14 protein-coding genes and 1 tRNA gene are annotated in these 18,438 nt (G+C 74.7%); 7 read left to right on the forward strand and 8 right to left on the reverse strand.

What is annotated here, in order from left to right; all coding sequences use genetic code 11:
- Nucleotides 1-360: 360 nt before the first annotated feature.
- A complete protein-coding gene (locus ACFZBX_RS23400) occupies nt 361-1,611 on the reverse strand; it encodes a hypothetical protein (RefSeq protein ID WP_391535726.1) in 1,251 nt (416 codons plus the stop codon).
- A 168-nt stretch (nt 1,612-1,779) separates the two neighbouring features.
- Here ACFZBX_RS23400 and ACFZBX_RS23405 point away from each other — a divergent pair, with 168 nt between their 5' ends.
- The 3 genes from ACFZBX_RS23405 (at nt 1,780) to ACFZBX_RS23415 (ending at nt 6,285) form a co-directional block, all read left to right on the forward strand.
- Nucleotides 1,780-2,631, forward strand: a complete 852-nt coding sequence (locus ACFZBX_RS23405) for a hypothetical protein (protein WP_391535727.1) — start codon at nt 1,780-1,782, stop codon at nt 2,629-2,631.
- Between the two features lie 122 nt (nt 2,632-2,753).
- A complete protein-coding gene (locus tag ACFZBX_RS23410) occupies nt 2,754-3,473 on the forward strand; it encodes a hypothetical protein (protein ID WP_391535728.1) in 720 nt (239 codons plus the stop codon).
- A gap of 76 nt (nt 3,474-3,549) precedes the next feature.
- Entirely contained in the window at nt 3,550-6,285 is a 2,736-nt protein-coding gene (locus ACFZBX_RS23415; RefSeq protein WP_391535729.1) for a toxin-antitoxin system YwqK family antitoxin, read from the forward strand.
- 19 nt (nt 6,286-6,304) lie between these two features.
- Here ACFZBX_RS23415 and ACFZBX_RS23420 read toward each other — a convergent pair whose 3' ends face one another.
- Entirely contained in the window at nt 6,305-6,994 is a 690-nt protein-coding gene (locus ACFZBX_RS23420) for a hypothetical protein (RefSeq protein ID WP_391535730.1), read from the reverse strand.
- Nucleotides 6,995-7,182: 188 nt separating this feature from the next.
- Between ACFZBX_RS23420 and ACFZBX_RS23425 the strand changes: the two genes are divergently transcribed.
- Together ACFZBX_RS23425 and ACFZBX_RS23430 are read left to right on the forward strand one after the other, a co-directional pair.
- Nucleotides 7,183-8,700, forward strand: a complete 1,518-nt coding sequence (locus ACFZBX_RS23425; RefSeq protein WP_391535731.1) for an oxidoreductase — start codon at nt 7,183-7,185, stop codon at nt 8,698-8,700.
- A 304-nt stretch (nt 8,701-9,004) separates the two neighbouring features.
- Entirely contained in the window at nt 9,005-10,753 is a 1,749-nt protein-coding gene (locus ACFZBX_RS23430; RefSeq protein ID WP_391535732.1) for a TlrC/CarA/OleB/SrmB family ABC-F type ribosomal protection protein, read from the forward strand.
- A 54-nt stretch (nt 10,754-10,807) separates the two neighbouring features.
- On the opposite strand, the gene pgm is transcribed toward ACFZBX_RS23430, so the two are convergent.
- From pgm to ACFZBX_RS23445, 3 genes are all read right to left on the reverse strand, one after another.
- Nucleotides 10,808-12,460, reverse strand: coding sequence for a phosphoglucomutase (alpha-D-glucose-1,6-bisphosphate-dependent) (gene pgm, locus ACFZBX_RS23435; protein ID WP_391535733.1), 1,653 nt, complete (start codon nt 12,458-12,460; stop codon nt 10,808-10,810).
- A gap of 226 nt (nt 12,461-12,686) precedes the next feature.
- Nucleotides 12,687-12,986: a YciI family protein gene (locus ACFZBX_RS23440; RefSeq protein ID WP_391535734.1), complete on the reverse strand. Its 300-nt coding sequence runs from the start codon at nt 12,984-12,986 to the stop codon at nt 12,687-12,689.
- 126 nt (nt 12,987-13,112) lie between these two features.
- A tRNA-Tyr gene (locus ACFZBX_RS23445) sits at nt 13,113-13,192 on the reverse strand.
- 319 nt (nt 13,193-13,511) lie between these two features.
- Between ACFZBX_RS23445 and ACFZBX_RS23450 the strand changes: the two genes are divergently transcribed.
- Nucleotides 13,512-15,059: an FAD-binding protein gene (locus ACFZBX_RS23450; protein ID WP_391535735.1), complete on the forward strand. Its 1,548-nt coding sequence runs from the start codon at nt 13,512-13,514 to the stop codon at nt 15,057-15,059.
- A 53-nt stretch (nt 15,060-15,112) separates the two neighbouring features.
- On the opposite strand, the gene ACFZBX_RS23455 is transcribed toward ACFZBX_RS23450, so the two are convergent.
- Nucleotides 15,113-15,532, reverse strand: coding sequence for a GNAT family N-acetyltransferase (locus tag ACFZBX_RS23455; protein ID WP_391535736.1), 420 nt, complete (start codon nt 15,530-15,532; stop codon nt 15,113-15,115).
- A 61-nt stretch (nt 15,533-15,593) separates the two neighbouring features.
- Between ACFZBX_RS23455 and ACFZBX_RS23460 the strand changes: the two genes are divergently transcribed.
- Nucleotides 15,594-15,932, forward strand: a complete 339-nt coding sequence (locus tag ACFZBX_RS23460; protein WP_391535737.1) for an ArsR/SmtB family transcription factor — start codon at nt 15,594-15,596, stop codon at nt 15,930-15,932.
- A gap of 54 nt (nt 15,933-15,986) precedes the next feature.
- Here the strand turns inward: ACFZBX_RS23460 and ACFZBX_RS23465 are convergent, their stop codons facing one another.
- Together ACFZBX_RS23465 and ACFZBX_RS23470 are read right to left on the reverse strand one after the other, a co-directional pair.
- Nucleotides 15,987-16,463 carry a ricin-type beta-trefoil lectin domain protein gene (locus tag ACFZBX_RS23465; protein ID WP_391535738.1) on the reverse strand — a complete coding sequence of 159 codons (477 nt, stop codon included), beginning with the start codon at nt 16,461-16,463 and terminating at the stop codon, nt 15,987-15,989.
- 247 nt (nt 16,464-16,710) lie between these two features.
- Nucleotides 16,711-18,204: an MFS transporter gene (locus ACFZBX_RS23470; RefSeq protein ID WP_391535739.1), complete on the reverse strand. Its 1,494-nt coding sequence runs from the start codon at nt 18,202-18,204 to the stop codon at nt 16,711-16,713.
- Nucleotides 18,205-18,438 lie beyond the last annotated feature (234 nt).

The raw sequence follows: 18,438 nt of genomic DNA on the forward strand, positions 1-18,438 counted from the left end.
GCCATCCTGGCGAGCAGGGCTCGGGTGCCGGGCCGGTCGGCGCAGGTGGGTGGCGTCACCCCAGCAGCCGGGCGTCTGGAGCAGCCAGTCCGCCGGGGCGGCGGGGTTCTCTGCTCCGGCGAGGCCGTTGCCCTCGGTGTGCTCCCACACGGTGCCCTCCAGCCCGGGGGACACCTCCCGCAGGACCCGCTCGACGGCGTCGAGGTGAGGGGTAGGCACCCCGGACGCCGCCCGGGCGAGCGCGGGTGGGGCGGCGGCAAGCAGGGTGGCGGCCGCGGCGGCGGGAGCCGGGTCGTGACACGTGACGTTCCTTCAGAGCATGGCGGGCGACGAGTCGTTCGCCTGTCGGACGCCGCCACACTACCCGCAAGTAACATCACGTCCAATCTGTGCATGACAATCAGATACCGGGCCTGATTCCCACCCGCCGTTCGGCCCCTGCCACCCGGCCCCCTCCGTTCGTCCGACAAGCCCGGGCAGCACCCAGCCCACCTCCTCCTCGCTCACACCCTCCACCTCGACGGCGCCCGCCACCCTCAGCACGAGGTGCGCGAACTGCGGTGCAAGCGCCGCCAGCCACACCGCACCACCCTCCTCCTCGGGTATCACCAGGTCCCGGACCGTCAGCGCTTCCAGCCGCGGCAGCAGCGGCGACTCCGCGAGGGCCGCGAGCACCTCGGACGTCCCGGCATCGAACTCCACCCTCCCGAGGTCGAGGTTCCTCAGGTGCGGGTACCAGTCCGCCGTGGTCGCGAGTTCGTCCAGTTGGTCCACCGAGCACGCGACCCCGAAGACGTCGCTCTCCAACTCCAGTTCCAGGGAGGTCAGCGCGGGCAGCCGCCCCGGGAGGAAGACCGAGCCGTCGGAGATCACGGCGCCCCGGGTCCGCAGCCGGGTCAGACCGTCGTGGTCCACGAAGGCGAACAGGAACGCACCCTCCAGCTCCAGGGTGCGCAGGGCCGGCAGCGCCCCCCAGATCTCCGTCCGCACCAGCCCCTCTCCGTGGTGCTCCATCGGGTCGATGCGGCTGCCCGCCGACCCCTTCCCGTGCTCGAAGAGGTACTCGAAGTCGTAGCCGAACGACAGCCGCTCCAGCCGGGGCCGGGTCGCACCGGCGAGCGCGGTCGCGGCCCGCTCGGCGGAGTGGTGGTAGTCGGTGAGCCGCAGGTCGAGCTCGCGCAGCCGGTGGCTCACCGGGTGGGCGAGCACCGCGGCGATCAGGACGCCCTCCCACTGCTCCGGGTCGCTCAACTCCAGGTCCAGGTCCACGTCCACGTCCTCCGGGTAGCCGCCCGGACGCTCCGTCAGGAGCTCTGCCACCAGGGCCCGGCGCCGCGACGGGTCGCCGGGCACCAGCCGGAAGGCCGCCTCCTCCAGGAACCCGCCGGACCAGCCGAACCGCCACGACCCGTCCGCCCGCAACGCGTCCAGCCCCAGGTACCGCTCGACCTCCGCGTACACCTCCGCCAGACGGTCCCGGTCCCCGCCGGCGCGCTCCAGCCGGATCGCCTCGCCCCGCGGATCCCCCGCGGCCGTCAGCCACTCCGCGTACGCCAGCCAGGCAGCCTGGTCCTCGCCCGACGGGGCTCCCGTCACCTCGAAGAAACGCACAACCGCACCCCCGGTTCCTGGCCGCGACACCCGGGCGGATCCGGGTACTCCGGCGTTGGTCGGCACTCTAGAACCCCCCTCTGACAATCGGGCCCGGCCCGCCTCCGCGATGGCGCACCCGGCGTGCCGGAGCGGGATGCGGGTGGAGCGGGCCCGTACGGTCGGCGCATGCCCTTCGGCCTGCTCGCGGCGTTGGCCGCCGCTCTGCTCACCGGTTCCGCCACCGTGCTCCAGGCGGCCGGGGCCCGTCGTGCCGCGGCCGGGCAACGGCCCGGCGGGGCCGCCGCGCTGGCGGGGGCGTTCCGGCAGTGGCCCTTCCTCGCGGGGGTGGGGATGGACATGCTCGGGTTCGGCGCCGAACTCCTCGCGCTGGACCGGCTGCCGCTCTACGAGGTGGAGGCCGTGCTCGCCTCCGCGCTCGCCGTGACCGCCGTCGGCGCCTCCCGGGTGCTGAACGTGCGGCTGCGGCGCAGCGAGTGGGCCGGGGTGGCCGCGGTGTGCGTGGGGCTGTGCGTGCTCGCGGTCAGCGCCGGGCGCGACGGCCCCGGCCACGGCACCCCGTCGCTACGGCTCGCGGTGCTGCTCGTCGCGGTGCTGCTGACGGGCGCCGGGTGGGCGGTGGTGCGGCTCGGCGGGAGCCGGCGCGCCCCGCTGCTGGGACTGGTCGCCGGCCTGCAGTTCGGTGTGGTCGGCGTCGCCGTGCGGGTGCTGCCGGACGCCCGGCTGCCGGGCCTGCTGACCGAACCGGCCGCCTACGCCATCGCGTTCGCCGGACTGGGCGGGTTCGCCGCGCTCACCTGGGCCATGCAGAACGGGTCGGTCACGGCGGCGACGGCGGCCATGGTGCTCGGCGAGACCCTGGGCCCGGCCGTCGTCGGCGTGCTGCTGCTCGGCGACCGCACCCGGCACGACGCGGCGCCGCTCACCGTCCTGGGCTTCGCGGCGGCGGTGTTCGGGGCGCTCACCCTCGCCCGCTTCGGGGACGCCGAACAGCCCGCCACCGCCGGGCCGTCGCCCTGACCGCGCCCGGCGGACGGGCCCCACGCCGGTCACGGGGCGTCTCCGGTCCGGGCGGCGGCGGTTGCTCCGGCGGGCGGCCGGGTAACCCCGGGGCGGGACGGAGGCGGGACGGAGGCGGGACCATGGCGCTCTACTGCGAACTCTGCGGCAGCCGCACGGACGGTGCCGAACGGCTCGGCGTGTACTGCCCGGGCGAGTACTGCGGCACCGATCTGCGGGCGGGTCCGGGCGCGGCCGTGCGGGCCTGGTGCGAGCCGCCGCGCCGGTTCGGGACCGCCGGCGGCACGGTCACCCTCGACCTGCTCGTCCACAACGAGGGGCCGCGCCCGACCGGCTTCCGGGTCGAGCCCGTCGAACCCGTCGAAGGGCGGCTGGACTTCGACCGCCGGGCCGTCGAGGAGCCGTTGCCCGCCGGGGCGACCCGCCGGATCGAGCTGCGCTACACGGTGCCGCCGGACCTCGCCGGACCGGGCCCGGACATCGCCTCCCGCTTCGGCGTCCCGGGGGCCGACGCGGCGGGGCGGGTGCACGGCGCGCCGCACGCGCGGTCCGGGGTGGCCCTGCGGGTGGCCGCGGTCGCGGCCCAACAGGGCGCGGCCTGCGCGGCGTTCGCGGTGGACGTTCCCGAGCGACCCGGGAGCGTCGCGGACGGGCGCACGTGGGCCGGCAAGGGAAGCGGGAGAGGGAACGGGGAGGGGGACCGGGAGGGTCCCGGCGACGGGCCACCGCCCTCGGCGCACCCGCGGCCGGCGGACCGGCGAACCGGCGGCTGCGGCCCCCTGGCGCTCGCCCTGCTGGTGGCACTCCTCGCGATCGCCCTGACCCTCGGCACAAGCCCCTGAGTATCAAATTGACGTACCGTCAGATAAAACGACCCCCGAATACGGAATGTCGGTGGAAGGTGCTTGCATACGGGTCATGTCTGACGATCAGCATGTGAGGGTGGGGACTTCGGCATCTGCGGGCGTCCCCGCCGAGGCGGAGTACCTCGAAGGATGGGAGCTGTACGACGGCGGCCCGAAGTGGCCGGCGTGGGGGCTCGGGGCGTGGCAGGACGGCAGGCCCACCGGGCGGTGGCGGCTGTGGCACCCCGACGGGACGCCGTTGGAGGAGAGCGACTGGCGGGACGGCAGGCGGCACGGGACGCTGCTTCGCTACCACGACGACGGCACCCTGGCGGTCCGTGCCGAGCTCCGCGACGGCACGCCGGTCACCGTCACCGGCCACCGCAGCGACCACCCGAGCCGTGACCCGTTCTCCTTCGACGGCCTGCCTGCGGCCCTCCGCACCGTGGTCCACGAGTACGACCAGGGGGTTCGGATCCGTCAGGCCTGCTACGCCGCCGACGGCACCGAGCTGACCCCCGCCGGCGAGCCCGCGCCGGAGCGGCCGGCCGGTGTGCCGGAGATCGCCACCTGCTGGCCGAGCGGCCAGTGGTCGGCTCCCCGATGGGACGGCGAAGGCCGGCTGGTGGGTGTGACCCGGCACTGGACGGCGGACGGCGCCCCTGAGCGGCTCGTCCACCACCGGGACGGTGAGGAGGCCGCCCGCTTCCCCCGGGGCGACGCCAGGACCAGCCCGCTGATCGAGGCGGCCCGCGACGGCGACGCCGCCTCGGTCGAGCTGTGCCTGGCGGCCGGCCTCGGCGCCTCGCCGGGCGCGGTGCGGCACGCCGCCTTCGAGGGACTGCCGGAGCTGGCGCTGCGGCTGCTCGCCTCGGACGCGACCGGCGCCGTGGAACTGGCCGACGTACGGACCCCGCCCGCCGTGCCGTCGAACGGCGTCCCCGAGGACGCCGTGTGGGTGGCGGGCCTGCTGGCGTACGTCACCGGCGAAATCGACGCGGCGACCGGGAAGGCGCTCGGGACCTGGCGGCTCTGGGAGCAGGCCTGGGAGAGCACCTCCGACACCGAGGGGCCGAGCTACTACAAGCCCGGCAGCTGTTACCACGGCTACCAGGAGGCCGACTTCGCCGACGGCAGGCCGGTGGAGCGCCGGACGTACCTGAGCTCCCGCACCCTCTACCGGGTGAACCGGTACCGGCCGGACGGCCGCCCACTGTCGGTCCGCCAGTACGAGGGCGGCAAACCCGCCCGCGAACGCGAGTGGCCGACTGACGGCACCACCGTCCACCGGCGGTTCCACGGCGACGGCGCGCTGCGGGCCGAACGCACCGAGCACGAGGACGTGCTGCTCACCGAGCGCTGGTACGACGCCGACGGCACCCTGGCGGCCGAGGTCGCACCCACCGACGTCACGGTCGAGGGGGCGGCGGTCGAACAGTGGCGCGCCCTGGACGCCGACGGGGCGGTGATCGCCGAGGGGTACGTCGAGCCCGGCATCGGTGGCGGCCCGGTGGGGACCTGGCGCCTGTTCGGCACCGACGGCGCCGAGCCGGGCACCGTGACCTTCGACGGTCTCGACCTCGCCCGCGGTGAGGGTCTCGGCCGGAGCGCCCACACCCTGTACGCCTGGCGCGCGGCGCCCGTGCCGAGGGAGCTGCACGATGTCGGGACGGTGCCGTGGGGCGAGCTCGAAACCTTCTTCGGCACCCCGGACGACGTGCCGTTCCTGCTCAAGGGGCTGGCGGTCCCCGGCTTCCAGGCGTTCCCCCTGGCGCTGGGTCAGCTGTCGGAGATGCTGCTGCACCAGCACACCGTCACGGAGGCCACCGGGCCGGCGTTCCGGTACCTGGCCGCGCTGGTCGACCGCGTCGAGGCCACCGACGCCCGAACCGCGCTGCTGAGGTACCTGGCCGACATCGCGACGCGCAACGGCGACCTCGAAGCCGCCCACGAACTCAAGGACGTCCTCACCGCCCTCCCCGACGAGGAGGCCGACGACGGGGCCGGCCCGGGCGGGCACTTCGCCGACAGCGGTGTCGAGCCCGCCTACCACGAGATCCTCACCGTCCTCACCGACGCGGTGCCGACCTGGACCGCCCAGGCCGCCCACCGGGACGCGGCGATCCGGCGCCCGTCCGTCGTCCTGCTCGCCGCGGCGCCGGGCGCGGCGGCGGCCGCGGCCCTGCACGACCGCCTCGCCCTGGAACCCGAGCCCGGGATCCGCGCGGAGATCCTGCTCGGTCTGGCCCTGCACGAGGCCGGCCCCGACACGCTTCCCACGCTGGAGCGGCACCTCGCCGACGACGATCCGCTGCTGCGCTTCTGCGCCGCCCTGACCTGGGTGCGCACCGCCCGCTCCCCCGCCGGTCCGGGCGCCCGGGTCCTCGTCGAGGTGCTCCGCGGCGACCTGGACGCCGTCGGTTTCGACGAGCTGTACCTCGGGTCGGGCGACCCGGCCACCGATGCGGTCACCGCCCTGGCGCTGCTGCCGTCCGAGCAGGCCGAACCGCTGCTGGCCGAGCTGTCCGCCGTCCTGGACGAGGTCGGCGCCATCGACGCCGTCACCGTCGCCCGCGCCCTGCTCGACATCGTCTTCCCGACCGAGGCGTACGGCGACGGCGAGCCGCTCACGGACGCGCAGCGCTCCGTGGTCCGCGCGATCGCCGACAGCACCAAGGCCTGGGAGTTCAACGTCAACCTGCGCGAGGTGCTGGACCTCAACGGTCTACCGTGCGACGCCGACGGGCTGCGGGCGCTCGCCGACACCGCGCCGGGCGCCGAGCCGGACGAACCGGACGGAGCGAAGTAGGGCACGCGTCCCGGCCGGGTCAGCGGCGGTTGCGGCCCGTCAGGAAGGCGAGGCCCCAGGCCGCCAGCGCGGCGATCCCCAGGCCCAGCAGGGCGAGCCACTCGGTCCCGTCCCAGCCACCCCACCATCCCTTGACCGGACCGAAGGGCTCGTTCTCCAGCATGAACTCCAGTCCGTCGACCCCACTCTGGCGGAGCACCATGAACGGGATCGCGTTGACGTAGCCGAAGAAGGCGCCCAGCATGGCCACGACCGCGCCGGCGATCCACGCCCCCGGGCTACGGCGGCCGACCAGGCCCACCAGCAGGCCCACCACCGCCCCGTTGACGAGGGCGTGCGCCAGGTAGAGCGCGTGCACGCTGAACCTGGACTGCTCCTCGTCGAACGTGAAGACGGCGATCGCGCCGTAGATCACCGACACGACCACCGAGGCGGCGAAGCCGAGGAAGAACGCGCCCACCGGGCTGCCGGAGTTTCGCGGGGGCGCGAGCGGAGGCGCGTACGGCGCGGGGTGCGCCGGATACGGCTGCCCGGGATACGGCTGCGCCGGGTAGGCCTGGCCGGGGAACGGCGGCGGGGCGCCGTAGGCCGGCGGCTGCTGGGGTACGGCCGGCGGTTGTTGGGGCATGGGCGGCGGCTGCTGGGGCATCGGCGGCTGCTGCTGGTACGGGTCCTGCGGGCCGTACGGGTACTGCGGCGGCTGGCTCATCGGGCCCCCCGGGCGATGACGTCGTGGATCGGCTCGGCGAGCCAACCTATCAACGGGGCGACGCCGGGTCAGCAGCTCCGGCCTCCGGAATCCATGCGATCAACGGATCGTCAGAGGATCGGACGGGCGGCACCGATCCCGGACGCTAGGCTGCGGTCCGCGAGTGATCACCGACCGAGGGGGGCGGGATGCTGACCTACCAGGACCTGACCGGGCCCGAACAGCGGATCTGGGACGCCTGCGCCACCGGCGCGCCGGTCGACCTGCGCGGCGGCGACCCCGCCGAGGACGACCCGGTCGGCGGCGCGGCCTGGGGCGACGGGCGCACGGTGCGCGCCGAGGCGATAGCCACCGCGCTGCTCGGCGGAGAAGGACCCGCGGGCCCGGTCCGGGTCCTGTACCTGATCGGCGCCCGCATCACCGGACGCCTCGACCTGCGCGGGCTGACGGCGGCCGGCGAACTCCGCGTCGAGGGCTGCCACTTCGAGGAGCAGGTGGTGCTGCGGGACGCGACGCTGAGGTCCACCAGCCTGAGCCGCTGCCGCATCCCCGGGCTCGACGGCTGGCTGCTGAAGGTCGACGGCAACCTCTTCTTCGAGGAATCCGTCCTCGACGGCCGGCTCACCCTCACCCGCGCCCACATCACCGGCGAACTGCGGCTCAGCGGAGCCCGGCTCACCGCCACCGAACTGCTCGACGGCGGTGAGCCGGACCCGGCCCGCGCCCCGGGCGTCTGGGCGCTGTGGGCCGGCGGCCTGGTGATGGACGGCGGCTGCTTCGCCCGCAAGGGCTTCCACGCCCGCGGCGGTCTGCGGCTGGTCGGCGCCCGGTTCAACGGCGGGCTGTTCATGGAGAGGGCCCGGATCGACAACCGGGGCGGCGACGCGCTCACCGGCGACGACCTCAGCGCCTCCACCCTGGCCCTCGCCGACGGCTTCACCGCCGTCGGCTCGATCCGGCTGCCCGGCGCGGCGATCCGCAGCAGGCTCACGCTGGACGGCGCCGTGCTGGACGGCTGCGGGACGGTCGCCCTGGACGGCAAGCGGCTGACCGCCGGCGACCTCCAGCTCACACCCGCCGCCACCCCGGACGGCACCGTCGACCTCCAGGACGCGCAGACCGCCGTCCTGCACGACAACGCCCGCAGCTGGCCCGCCGACACCCGCCTCGACGGCTTCGCCTACACCTCCCTCCAGACCGACGCCGCCCCCGAACGCGTCTCCCGCCGCCTGGCCTGGCTGGCCTCGCTGCCCGGCTACTCCCCCCAGCCCTACGAGCAACTCGCCGCCTGGTACCGCAAGATCGGCCACGACGACGACGCCCGCCGGGTGCTCCTGGAGAAGCAGCGCCGGCGCCGGCGCACCCTCGGCCTGCCCGGGCGGCTCTGGGGCCGGGTGCTGGACGCCACCGTCGGATACGGCTACCGCCCCTGGCAGGCCGTGCTGTGGCTCGGCGGCCTCGCCCTGCTCGGCACCCTCGTCTTCCGCCACGGCGCGCCGCACCAGGTCAAGCCCGGCGAGGGCATCCCGTTCAACCCCCTCGTCTACACCCTCGACCTGCTCATCCCGATCGGCGGGCTCGGCCAGCGCACCGCCTGGTACTGGACCGGGGCGCAACAGTGGTTCGGCTACTCGCTGACCGCGCTCGGCTGGCTGCTCACCACGGCGGTCCTGGCGGGCATCAGCCGGACGCTGAACCGGGCCTGACCGGACGCTGAGCCTGGCCTGACCGGGCCTGACACGACGCCCTGTCCCCACCCCGGTCCTCCCATAAATGCGTTGCGGGCACCGGGGGCCCGGTCTACGGTTCTGCCCATGGGTTCTCTGTGACATTCCCCGCGCGAGCGCGTTGAGCTTGGCTCCGCGCCGCGCCGTCTCCATCCGTGCTTCCGGTCCCCCGCCACGCACCGCCGTCCGTTCGGCGGTGTGACGCGGCTGCCCCGACGTGCGCGGATGTGCCCGCCCGCCCGTTCCGATCGGCCCGGCTCGGCCGAGACCAGGGGACATCCATATGACCACCTCACCACGCACCACCTTTCACGCCGCCGCCTCCCAGCTCACCCTCCGGAACGTCACCCGGCGCTACGACGACCGCATCGTCCTGGACGCCGTGTCCTTCAGCCTCAAGCCCGGCGAGCGGGCGGGCGTGATCGGCGACAACGGCGCCGGGAAGTCCACCCTGTTGCGCCTGCTCGCCGGGCAGGACCGGCCGGACAACGGCGAGCTGACCGTGGCCGCCCCGGGCGGCATCGGCCACCTCGCGCAGTCGCTCGACCTGCCGCCGCGATCCACCGTCCAGGACGCGGTGGACCAGGCCCTCGCGGACCTCCGCGCGCTGGAGTGGCGGATGCGCGGTGCCGAGGCCGCGCTGGCGGGCCTGACGGGCCCGGAGCTCGCCGCCGCGCTCGACGCGTACGCCGGGCTCCTCGCCCGCTACGAGTCGCGCGGCGGCTACCGGGCCGACGCCCGGGTGGACGTGGCGCTGCACGGGCTCGGCCTGCCGGGGCTGGAGCGGGACCGCCCGCTGGGCACGCTGTCGGGCGGCGAGCGCTCCCGGCTGGCGCTGGCCGCGACCCTGGCGTCCGGCCCGGAGCTGCTGCTGCTCGACGAGCCGACCAACGACCTGGACGACCGGGCCGTGGCCTGGCTGGAGGCGCACCTGAGGACGCACCGCGGCACCGTGCTCGCGGTCACCCACGACCGGGTGTTCCTGGAGCGGGTCGCCACCACCGTCCTGGAGGTCGACGAGGGCCGGGTGACCCGGCACGGCGACGGCTACGACGGCTACCTCGCCGCCAAGGCCGCCGAACGGCGCCGCCGCCTCCAGGAGTACGAGGACTGGCGCGCGGAGCTGGCGCGCAACCGCCGGCTGGCCGAGACGAACGTGGTGCGCCTGGGTGCGATCCCGCGCAAGCTGCCGTTCGCGGTGTTCGGCCACGGCGGCTTCCGTTCGCGCGGCCGCGGGCACGGTGCGATGGGCCGGATCCGCAACGCCAAGGAGCGGGTGGCGCGGCTGACCGGCGATCCGGTGGCGCCGCCCGCCGATCCGCTGGTGTTCGCCGCCGGCCTGTCCACGGCCGCCGAGGGGTCCGGGTCGGACGGCCGGACGGCACCGCCGGCGGCCGACCTCACCGATGTCCGGGTCGGGCAGCGGCTATCCGTGCCGGAACTGCGCCTCGGCAGCGGGGAGCGCCTGCTCGTCACCGGCCCCAACGGGGCGGGCAAGACGACGCTGATGCGCGTCCTGGCCGGCGAGCTGACGCCCGACGAGGGATCGGTCCGCACCCGCGGCCGGATCGGCCACCTCCGCCAGGAGGAGTCCCCGTGGCCGGCGGGCCTGACCCTCGCGCAGGCCTTCTCCGACGGGCGCGGCGGCAACCAGGCGGACCAGGCGGACCAAGCGGACCGGGCGGACCGGGAGAGCCCGGAGGACCACGCCGAGCACCTGCTGTCGCTCGGCCTGTTCCGTCCGGCCGACCTGCGACTGAGGGTGGGTGAGCTGTCCTACGGGCAGCGGCGCCGGCTCGAACTGGCCCGGCTGGTCGCCGAGCCCGTCGACCTGCTGCTGCTCGACGAGCCGACCAACCACCTCTCCCCCGCACTCGTCGAGGAACTGGAGGCGGCCCTGGCGGACTTCCGGGGCGCCGTGGTCGTGGTCAGCCACGACCGCCGGCTGCGCGCCCGCTTCACCGGCGGCCGCCTGGAGCTGGCGGCGGGCCGGGTCGTCCGGCAGCCGGAGGTGGTGGCGATGGCCGGCTGAGGAACGTCGCGGCCCGGTGGGGCACCCCACCGGGCCGCGACGGCGCCGTGGAGGTCAGGCTCCGGCCGGACCGGCGAGCACCCCGTTGACCAGGGTGCGCGCCTCCTCCTGGACCCGGGCGAGGTGCTCGGGGCCGTGGAAGGACTCGGCGTAGATCTTGTAGACGTCCTCGGTACCGGACGGGCGGGCGGCGAACCAGGCGTTCTCGGTGCACACCTTGATGCCGCCGATGGCCGCGCCGTTGCCGGGGGCCTCGGTGAGCACGGCGGTGACCGGCTCGCCGGCGAGGTCGCCGGCCGTGACCTGCTCCGCCGACAGGCGCGACAGCAGCGCCTTCTGCTCGCGGTCCGCCGGCGCGTCCACCCGGGCGTAGGCGGGGGCGCCGAAGCGGGCGGTGAGGTCGCCGTAGTACTCGCTGGGGGTGCGGCCGGTCACGGCGGTGATCTCGGCGGCGAGCAGGGCGAGCAGGATGCCGTCCTTGTCGGTGGTCCACACCCCGCCGTCGCGGCGCAGGAACGACGCACCGGCCGACTCCTCGCCGCCGAAGGCGATCGAGCCCTCCAGCAGGCCGTCGACGAACCACTTGAAGCCGACCGGCACCTCGACCAGCTCGCGCTTGAGGTCGGCGGCGACCCGGTCGAGCATCGAGGAGGACACCAGCGTCTTGCCGACGGCCGCGTCGGCGGACCACTCGGCGCGGTGCCGGTAGAGGTAGTCGACGGCGACCGCGAGGTAGTGGTTGGGGTTCATCAGACCGCCGTCCGGGGTGACGATGCCGTGCCGGTCGGCGTCGGCGTCGTTGCCGGTGGCGATGGCGTACTCGTCGCGGCGGGCGATCAGCGAGGCCATCGCGGCGGGCGAGGAGCAGTCCATCCGGATCTTGCCGTCCCAGTCCAGCGTCATGAAGCGCCAGGTCGGGTCGGTGACCGGGTTGACCACGGTGAGGTCGAGGCGGTGGGTCTCGGCGATCCGGCCCCAGTAGGCGACGGACGCGCCGCCCAGCGGGTCGGCGCCGATCCGCAGACCGGCCGCGCGGACCGCGTCCAGGTCGAGGACGGAGGCCAGGTCCTCGGTGTAGGCGGTCAGGTAGTCGTACCGGCCGGTGGTGGCCGCGGCCAGGGCGCGGGTGTACGGGACCCGCTTGACGCCGCGCAGGCCCTCGCGGATCAGGGCGTTGGCGCGGTCCTGGATCCAGCCGGTGGCCTCCGAGCCGGCCGGGCCGCCGCTCGGCGGGTTGTACTTGAAGCCGCCGTCGCGGGGCGGGTTGTGCGAGGGCGTGACCACGATGCCGTCGGCGAGCGACTGCGGGTTGCGCCGGTTGTGGGTCAGGATCGCGCGCGAGACGGCCGGGGTCGGGGTGTAGCCGTCGGCGCTGTCCAGCAGGACGGTCACGCCGTTCGCCGCCAGCACCTCGACCGCGGTGGCCTGGGCGGGCTCGGACAGCGCGTGGGTGTCGGCGCCGAGGAACAGCGGGCCGGTGATGCCCTCGGCGGCGCGGTACTCGCAGATCGCCTGGGTGGTGGCGGCGATGTGGTCCTCGTTGAACGCGGCGTCCAGCGAGGAGCCGCGGTGGCCGGAGGTGCCGAACGCGACCCGCTGCCCGGGCTCCTCCGGGTCCGGGTGCAGCGTGTAGTACGCCGTCACCAGCCGCGCCACGTCCACCAGGTCGCCCGGCTGCGCCGGCTGCCCGGCCCGTGCGTGTGCCATCGTCTACTCCCACTGGATTTCTCGCCGTGCGCCGGCCCGCGGCCCGACGCTTCCTTGCCCCGTGCTCACCGATCGTAGCCAGTGCACGACCGGTCGCCGAACCCGGGCGGGCCGTCCGGGCCGTGGGCGCGCCGCCCGCCCGGACCGGCCGAGATCCGGGCGACGGCCGGGCGGGCGACGAGGCGCTTGATCGGGCGGTTGATCAGGCGGTTGACCGGACGGTTGATCAGGCGGGGAGCTGCTGCCGGTGGGGTTCCAGGGCCGGGGCGACGCTGGTGGCGAGGAACTCCGTCACGCGGTACTCGACGACTCCCGCGACGGCGAACGGGTCGGTGCGCGCGATCGCCTCGACCGCCGCCCGGTCGTCCCCCGCGGCGATGATGATGCCGCCGTCGCGCGGCACCTTGCGCCCGGAGGCCAGGAAGACGCCCGCTTCGTAGTGGCGGCCGAGCCACTCCACATGGGCCGGCAGCAGGGTGTCGACGCGCTCGACCGGCGCGGTGTAGGTCAGCTCCAGAACGAACATGCGGCCGAGCCTACCGGCCGCCGCAAGCCCCCGCCGAGCACCGCCGGCCGGCGCCGTCGGTGCCGTCGGTGCCCGCGAACGCCGCCGCCCCGGGCCGGCATGCGGCCCGGGGCGGCGGTCCCGAGGTGGGCGAGGATGGATTCGAACCACCACAGCCGAAGCGGGGGCTTTACAGGCCCTTGGGCTCTCCCAGGCCCAGCTCGCCCTCGGTGTCGGTCTTCCTCCCGACACCCCCAACCCTCTCCCGATCACCGCGGCCGGACAACCGGATTTCCGGCCACCGCGATCGCCCACCGGGCCCCAGCAGCCCCACCGTCCCACCTGGTCAACGCCGTTGCGGCCGGCGCCGGCGACTGTCCGGATCTTGTCCCCGACCTCTGGAGTGGTGTAGACCGCTCACCACCCAGGGGCGGGCGGCGCACCGGACCGACCGTCACCGAACCGTTCAGGTCGGGGCTATTGCGCGTGTACGTGTCGACTGCGATACAACACTGCTCATATGACGATTGATCGGAGATATCTGTAATGAGCAAGTCATCCCTGCCCCGCCGCAGTGTGATCGTCGGCGCGGCGGCCACCGTCATCGGGTGGAACACCGTGGGCCGCTCCTGGGCCGTGGCGGAGGCCCCCGCCGACGCTCCCGCCACGACCGCCACGACCACGACCGCCACCGCCACCGGTGAGGCCCCCGCCGACGCCGCCCTCGCCGCGCTGCCCCGGCTGGACGGGACCCTGGTGGCCGACGCCGAGACGCTGGCCCGGTTCGGCGGGGACTTCGGCCACCTGGTGACCGCCGCGCCGCGCGCCGTCCTGCACCCGGGCTCGGTGCGCGACGTCGCCACCCTGGTCGCCTTCGCCCGCCGGCACCGCATCCCGGTCGCGATGAACGGCCAGAGCGGCACCGGCGGCGCCGCCGAGCTGGAGTCGCACTCCAGCTACGGCCAGGCCGCCGTACACGGCGGCGTCGCGATCGACTCCCGGCCGCTGAACCGGATCATCCGGATCGCCCACGGCCGCGCCGTCGTCGAGGCGGGCGTCACCTGGGCACAGCTGACCGACGCCGCGCTCGCCCAGGGCTGGCTGCCGCCCAGCCTGACGGACTACCTGCACCTGTCGATCGGCGGCACGCTGAGCGTCGGCGGCATCGGCGGCGGTGTGCAGCGCCACGGCTTCCAGGTGGACACGGTCGAGTCGGTGGACGTCGTCACCGGCACCGGCGAACTGGTGACCGCCTCGCCGAGCAGCAACCGTGAACTGTTCGACGCCGTACTGGGCGGCGGCGGGCAGGCCGGCCTCATCGTCCGGGCCACCCTGCGCCTGGAGCGCGCCCGCGAGCGCGCGCTGGTGCTCAACCTGTTCTACGACGACCTGGCCGACTACCTCGCGGACCACAAGAAGCTGATGCTCGAAAAGCGCTTCGACCTGCACGTCGGCGACGTCGCGCGCAACGCCGCCGGCACCGGGTGGAAGTACAAGGTGGAGGGCGTCGTCCACTACGACGGCACCGCCGCCCCGGACCGGGAGGCGCTGGTGCGCGGCCTGCGCTGCCTGCCGGCCGAGACGACGTTCCTGGACCAGACGGCGCGCGAGTACGCGTTCCGGGTGGACGGCTTCGCCGGGTACCTCCAGGCCGCCGGCCTCTGGTCGCAGCCCAAGCCGTGGATGAGCCTGTTCCTGCCCGCCTCGACCACCGAAGCGTTCATGCGCGAGGCCACCGCGATGCTGACGCCGGAGGACCTGGGCGCCGGCCTGCTGCTCTTCTACCCCTTCCGCACCGACGTGATCACCCGCCCGATGACCGTGATGCCGAAGGAGCCGGTCGGCTTCCACTTCGACCTGCTGTCCTTCCCGTTCCCGGGCGCCGACCACGCCGCCGCGCTGCGCCGCAACCGCCGGCTGTACGACCTCGCGGTGTCGCTGGGCGGCAAGCGGTACCTGATCGGCGCGATCCCGGACGTGACGCGTGCCGAGTGGCGCCGCCACTACGGCGCGCTGTGGGGGCGCGCGGTGGCCGCCAAGCACCGCTTCGACCCGGCCGGGATCCTCACCCCGGGCCAGGGCATCCACTCCTGACCCCGGGCGCCCGTCCGCCGCACCCCCGGGTCCGGGGGTACGGCGGGCGGGCGTCACACCAGCCGCTGCATACCGACCGAGGCCGGGGCCGTCCCGACGAACCCGAACTTGGCGTAGAGGCGGTGGGCCTCGCCGTCGGCGATCAGCGTGACGCAGGCACCCCTGGGAGCGCGCTCCTCCAGTTCGGCGGTCAGCCGCTCCATGATCCGCGCGCCCAGGCCGCGCCCCTGGTGCGCCGGGAGCACGCAGACATCGGCGACCTGGAACACCGCGCCCCCGTCCCCGACGATCCGCCCCATGCCCACGGGCTCGCCGCCGCGGTGGACCGTCACCCCGAACCAGGTGTTGGGCAGCCCCGCCGCCACCGCCTCGGCCGGCCGGTCGCTCATCCCGGACGCCGTCCGCAGGTGCCGAAAGGTCGCGACATCGGGCACGCCGACCCGAACCTCGTAAGGGTCATTGATGCTCTTCATGCATTACATCATACCGGCGAAGGCGGACGGCTCCCGTCAACCACCGGGTTACGGTGGGACAATGAGCTACCGCCACCCCGCCCGTGAGCAGATCCGGATCGAACACGTCCTGACCGCCCTCGGCAACCCCGTCCGGCTCTCCGCCGTCCGCGTCCTGGACGGCGGCGGGGCCCACAACTGCGGGAGCGTGCTCACCGCGATCGGCGTCACCGCCAAGTCGACGATGACCCACCACTGGCGGGTCCTGCGCGACAGCGGCGTCATCCACCAGCAGCCCTCCGGCCGGGAGAACCTCCTGCGCCTGCGCCGCGAGGACCTCGACGCCCGCTACCCCGGCCTCCTCGACGCCGTCCTGTCCGGCGCCCGCGACGACGAACGGAACACCCCCGCCGGCCCGTGATCGCCGTGCCCGGAGCGGCTCCAGGCTGCTCCGGGCACGGCGGCGGGTGTCGGATCAGGCGTACGCCAGGCTGATCTGGTCGTTGAAGACCACCCAGTGCTGCCCGCGGTCACTCGCGTCGCACGGCCTCACCGCGACGCTCGGGGTGCCCCAGGCGTTCGCCAGGCAGTAGCCCGGGGCGAGGGTGAGGGAGATCTGCTGGCCCGAGACGGTCCAGTACTGCCCCGGGTCGTGGGAGTCGCACGGCTTCGTCGAGAGGTTCGGGGTGCCCCAGGCGTTGGCCAGACAGTAGGCCCGGGCGTTGCTGAGCGAGATCTGCTGGCCCGAGAGCGTCCAGTGCTGGCCGGGGTCGTTGGTGTCGCACGGCCGCGTCGCGACGTTCGGGGTGTCCCACTCGTTGCCCAGGCAGTACAGGCCGGGGGTGCGGTGGGCCCGCGTGGTGTCGGAGGCCCCCGCCTGGCCGGCCGGCAGGAAGGACGCCGTCAGCGCGAGCGCGGCGACGGCGAGGGTCTTGCGAAGTGCGATTGCCATGGGGCGGAATCCGTTCTCACTGTGGGTGGGCACGGGCATGTGCTGCGCGTGCGACCAGGAGCGGTCTGTCGGCTCGGGCCCGAGCGCATGGCCATTGGTAGCACCGATCGCCGGCGAAGCACCGGAGCCGACCGGCGCATTCATCCGAACGCGTGGCCAGCGCGCGCCGCGGGCTGACTCCCGGACCTCGAAGACGATTTGACTCGCCGTCGGAGAGCAGCGGCGCACTCCGGGCGACCCGGTCCCCTCACCCTCCCCGCACGGCCGTGCAGCGGTCGGGCGCCACGGCCCCGGAGGCGTCCGGGGCGACGGCCGGAGCGGTGACGGCGGCCCGCGCCGGCCGCAGGGTCAGCGCGAGCAGCAGGCCCAGCAGCATCCCCGCCGCCGCGAGCAGGACCACCAGGAACCCGCCGTCCGCCGTGGCGCGGGCCAGCCCCTCGCCGCTCAGTCCCTCGCCGCTCAGCCCGTCGCCGCCCGCGTCGGCGACGGCGGTGAACAGCGCGAGGCCGATCGCGTTGCCGAGGTTCATGGTCGTCGACGCGGCGCCGCCGGCGATGCCCTGCTCATGGGCGGCGGTGCCGGCCGCCGCCGCGATCCACATGGCCGTCCAGACCACGCCCTGGCCGACCCCGGAGACCACCAGCCCGGGCAGCAGCGCGAGGTAGCCGGCGTCGGCGTCGAACCCCGCGGCCAGCACGGCGGTCCCGATCGCGCCGACCGCGAACCCGCCGAGCAGGGTCGGCCGCAGCCCCGCCCGGGTGGTCAGCCGCTCGCCGAGCTGGGTGCCGGCGGCGATCGCGAGGGAGGGCGCGAGGAAGGCGAGCCCGGTCTGCAGCGCGCTGTAGCCGTGCACGCTCTGCAGGAGGACGGTGAGGAAGTACGGCAGCACGCCGAACGTGGCCATGTAGAGGAAGGTGATCGCCGCACCGGCACTGAGGCTGCGGTTGCGGAACAGCCGGAAGGGCATCAGCGGGTCGGCGCTGCGGGTCTCGACCACGGCGAAGGCGGCGAGCAGGACGAGCGAGGCCGCGAGAGCGCCGAGGACCCACGGATCGGCCCAGCCGCGCTCGGGGCCCTCGACCAGCGCGAAGACCAGCAGGGTGGCGCCCGCCGTCACGGCCAGCGCCCCCGGCAGGTCGAAGCGGCGGCGGGCGGTGCGCGCCGGGTCGGGCGGGATCACGAACACCGCCGCGACCGCGATCGCCCCGGCGAGCGGCACGTTGACGAAGAACACGGCCGGCCAGCCGAAGCCCTCGGTGAGCACCCCGCCGAGCAGCGCGCCGAGGGTCAGCCCGCTGGCGCCCGCACCGCCCCACACGGCGAGCGCGCGGTTGCGTCGCGGTCCCTCCTCGAACAGCGTGTTGACCAGCGAGAGGATCGACGGGAGCAGCAGCGCCCCGCCGACCCCCTGCACGACCCGCGCGGCCACGATCACCTCGGGCGACCGGGCGAGCCCGCCGGCCAGCGAGGACAGCGCGTAGAGCACGAGCGCGCCGATGAACACCCGCCGCCGCCCGAGCAGGTCGCACGCGCGGCCCCCGAGCAGCAGGAAGCCCCCGGCGAAGACGACGTAGGCACTGACCACGAGTTGCTGGGTCTGGCCCGGGAAGCCGAGGTCGGTGCCGATCTCGGGCAAGGCGACGAAGACGATGTTGAGGTCCAGGGCGAACACGGTCTGCCCCAGTGCCAGCAGGGCCAGCGTCCAGCCCGGGCGGGCAGGACTGAGCGGTGTCACGGGCATTCGGAGGTGCTCCTCGGTCTCGGTGGGGCTGCGACGTCTGACTGTACGTATATTCACGTACAGTCAGACGATCAGGCAACTCTCACCCGACCCTCGGAGGAACATTCCGAACCGGTAAGTCAAGCGCCTTGGCGATGATTTGACTGGGCATCGGCTCCGTCAACGGCTCACCGCGGCACCCCCCGGAGGAGGACGCGCGGCGGGTGCGGCGGCTGCGATCCTGGTGACCGACGG

The sequence above is a fragment of the Kitasatospora sp. NPDC008115 genome (assembly GCF_042957205.1).
Lineage (GTDB): Bacteria > Actinomycetota > Actinomycetes > Streptomycetales > Streptomycetaceae > Kitasatospora.

Bases quoted from the DNA above. Each gene is read 5' to 3' on its own strand.
- ACFZBX_RS23455 (WP_391535736.1), bottom strand. From the start codon at position 15,532: ATGAAGAGCATCAATGACCCTTACGAGGTTCGGGTCGGCGTGCCCGAT.
- ACFZBX_RS23405 (WP_391535727.1), top strand. From the start codon at position 1,780: ATGCCCTTCGGCCTGCTCGCGGCGTTGGCCGCCGCTCTGCTCACCGGT.
- ACFZBX_RS23440 (WP_391535734.1), bottom strand. From the start codon at position 12,986: ATGTTCGTTCTGGAGCTGACCTACACCGCGCCGGTCGAGCGCGTCGAC.
- ACFZBX_RS23470 (WP_391535739.1), bottom strand. From the start codon at position 18,204: ATGCCCGTGACACCGCTCAGTCCTGCCCGCCCGGGCTGGACGCTGGCC.
- ACFZBX_RS23465 (WP_391535738.1), bottom strand. From the start codon at position 16,463: ATGGCAATCGCACTTCGCAAGACCCTCGCCGTCGCCGCGCTCGCGCTG.
- ACFZBX_RS23460 (WP_391535737.1), top strand. From the start codon at position 15,594: ATGAGCTACCGCCACCCCGCCCGTGAGCAGATCCGGATCGAACACGTC.
- ACFZBX_RS23430 (WP_391535732.1), top strand. From the start codon at position 9,005: ATGACCACCTCACCACGCACCACCTTTCACGCCGCCGCCTCCCAGCTC.
- pgm (WP_391535733.1), bottom strand. From the start codon at position 12,460: ATGGCACACGCACGGGCCGGGCAGCCGGCGCAGCCGGGCGACCTGGTG.
- ACFZBX_RS23425 (WP_391535731.1), top strand. From the start codon at position 7,183: ATGCTGACCTACCAGGACCTGACCGGGCCCGAACAGCGGATCTGGGAC.
- ACFZBX_RS23420 (WP_391535730.1), bottom strand. From the start codon at position 6,994: ATGAGCCAGCCGCCGCAGTACCCGTACGGCCCGCAGGACCCGTACCAG.
- ACFZBX_RS23450 (WP_391535735.1), top strand. From the start codon at position 13,512: ATGAGCAAGTCATCCCTGCCCCGCCGCAGTGTGATCGTCGGCGCGGCG.
- ACFZBX_RS23415 (WP_391535729.1), top strand. From the start codon at position 3,550: ATGTCTGACGATCAGCATGTGAGGGTGGGGACTTCGGCATCTGCGGGC.
- ACFZBX_RS23410 (WP_391535728.1), top strand. From the start codon at position 2,754: ATGGCGCTCTACTGCGAACTCTGCGGCAGCCGCACGGACGGTGCCGAA.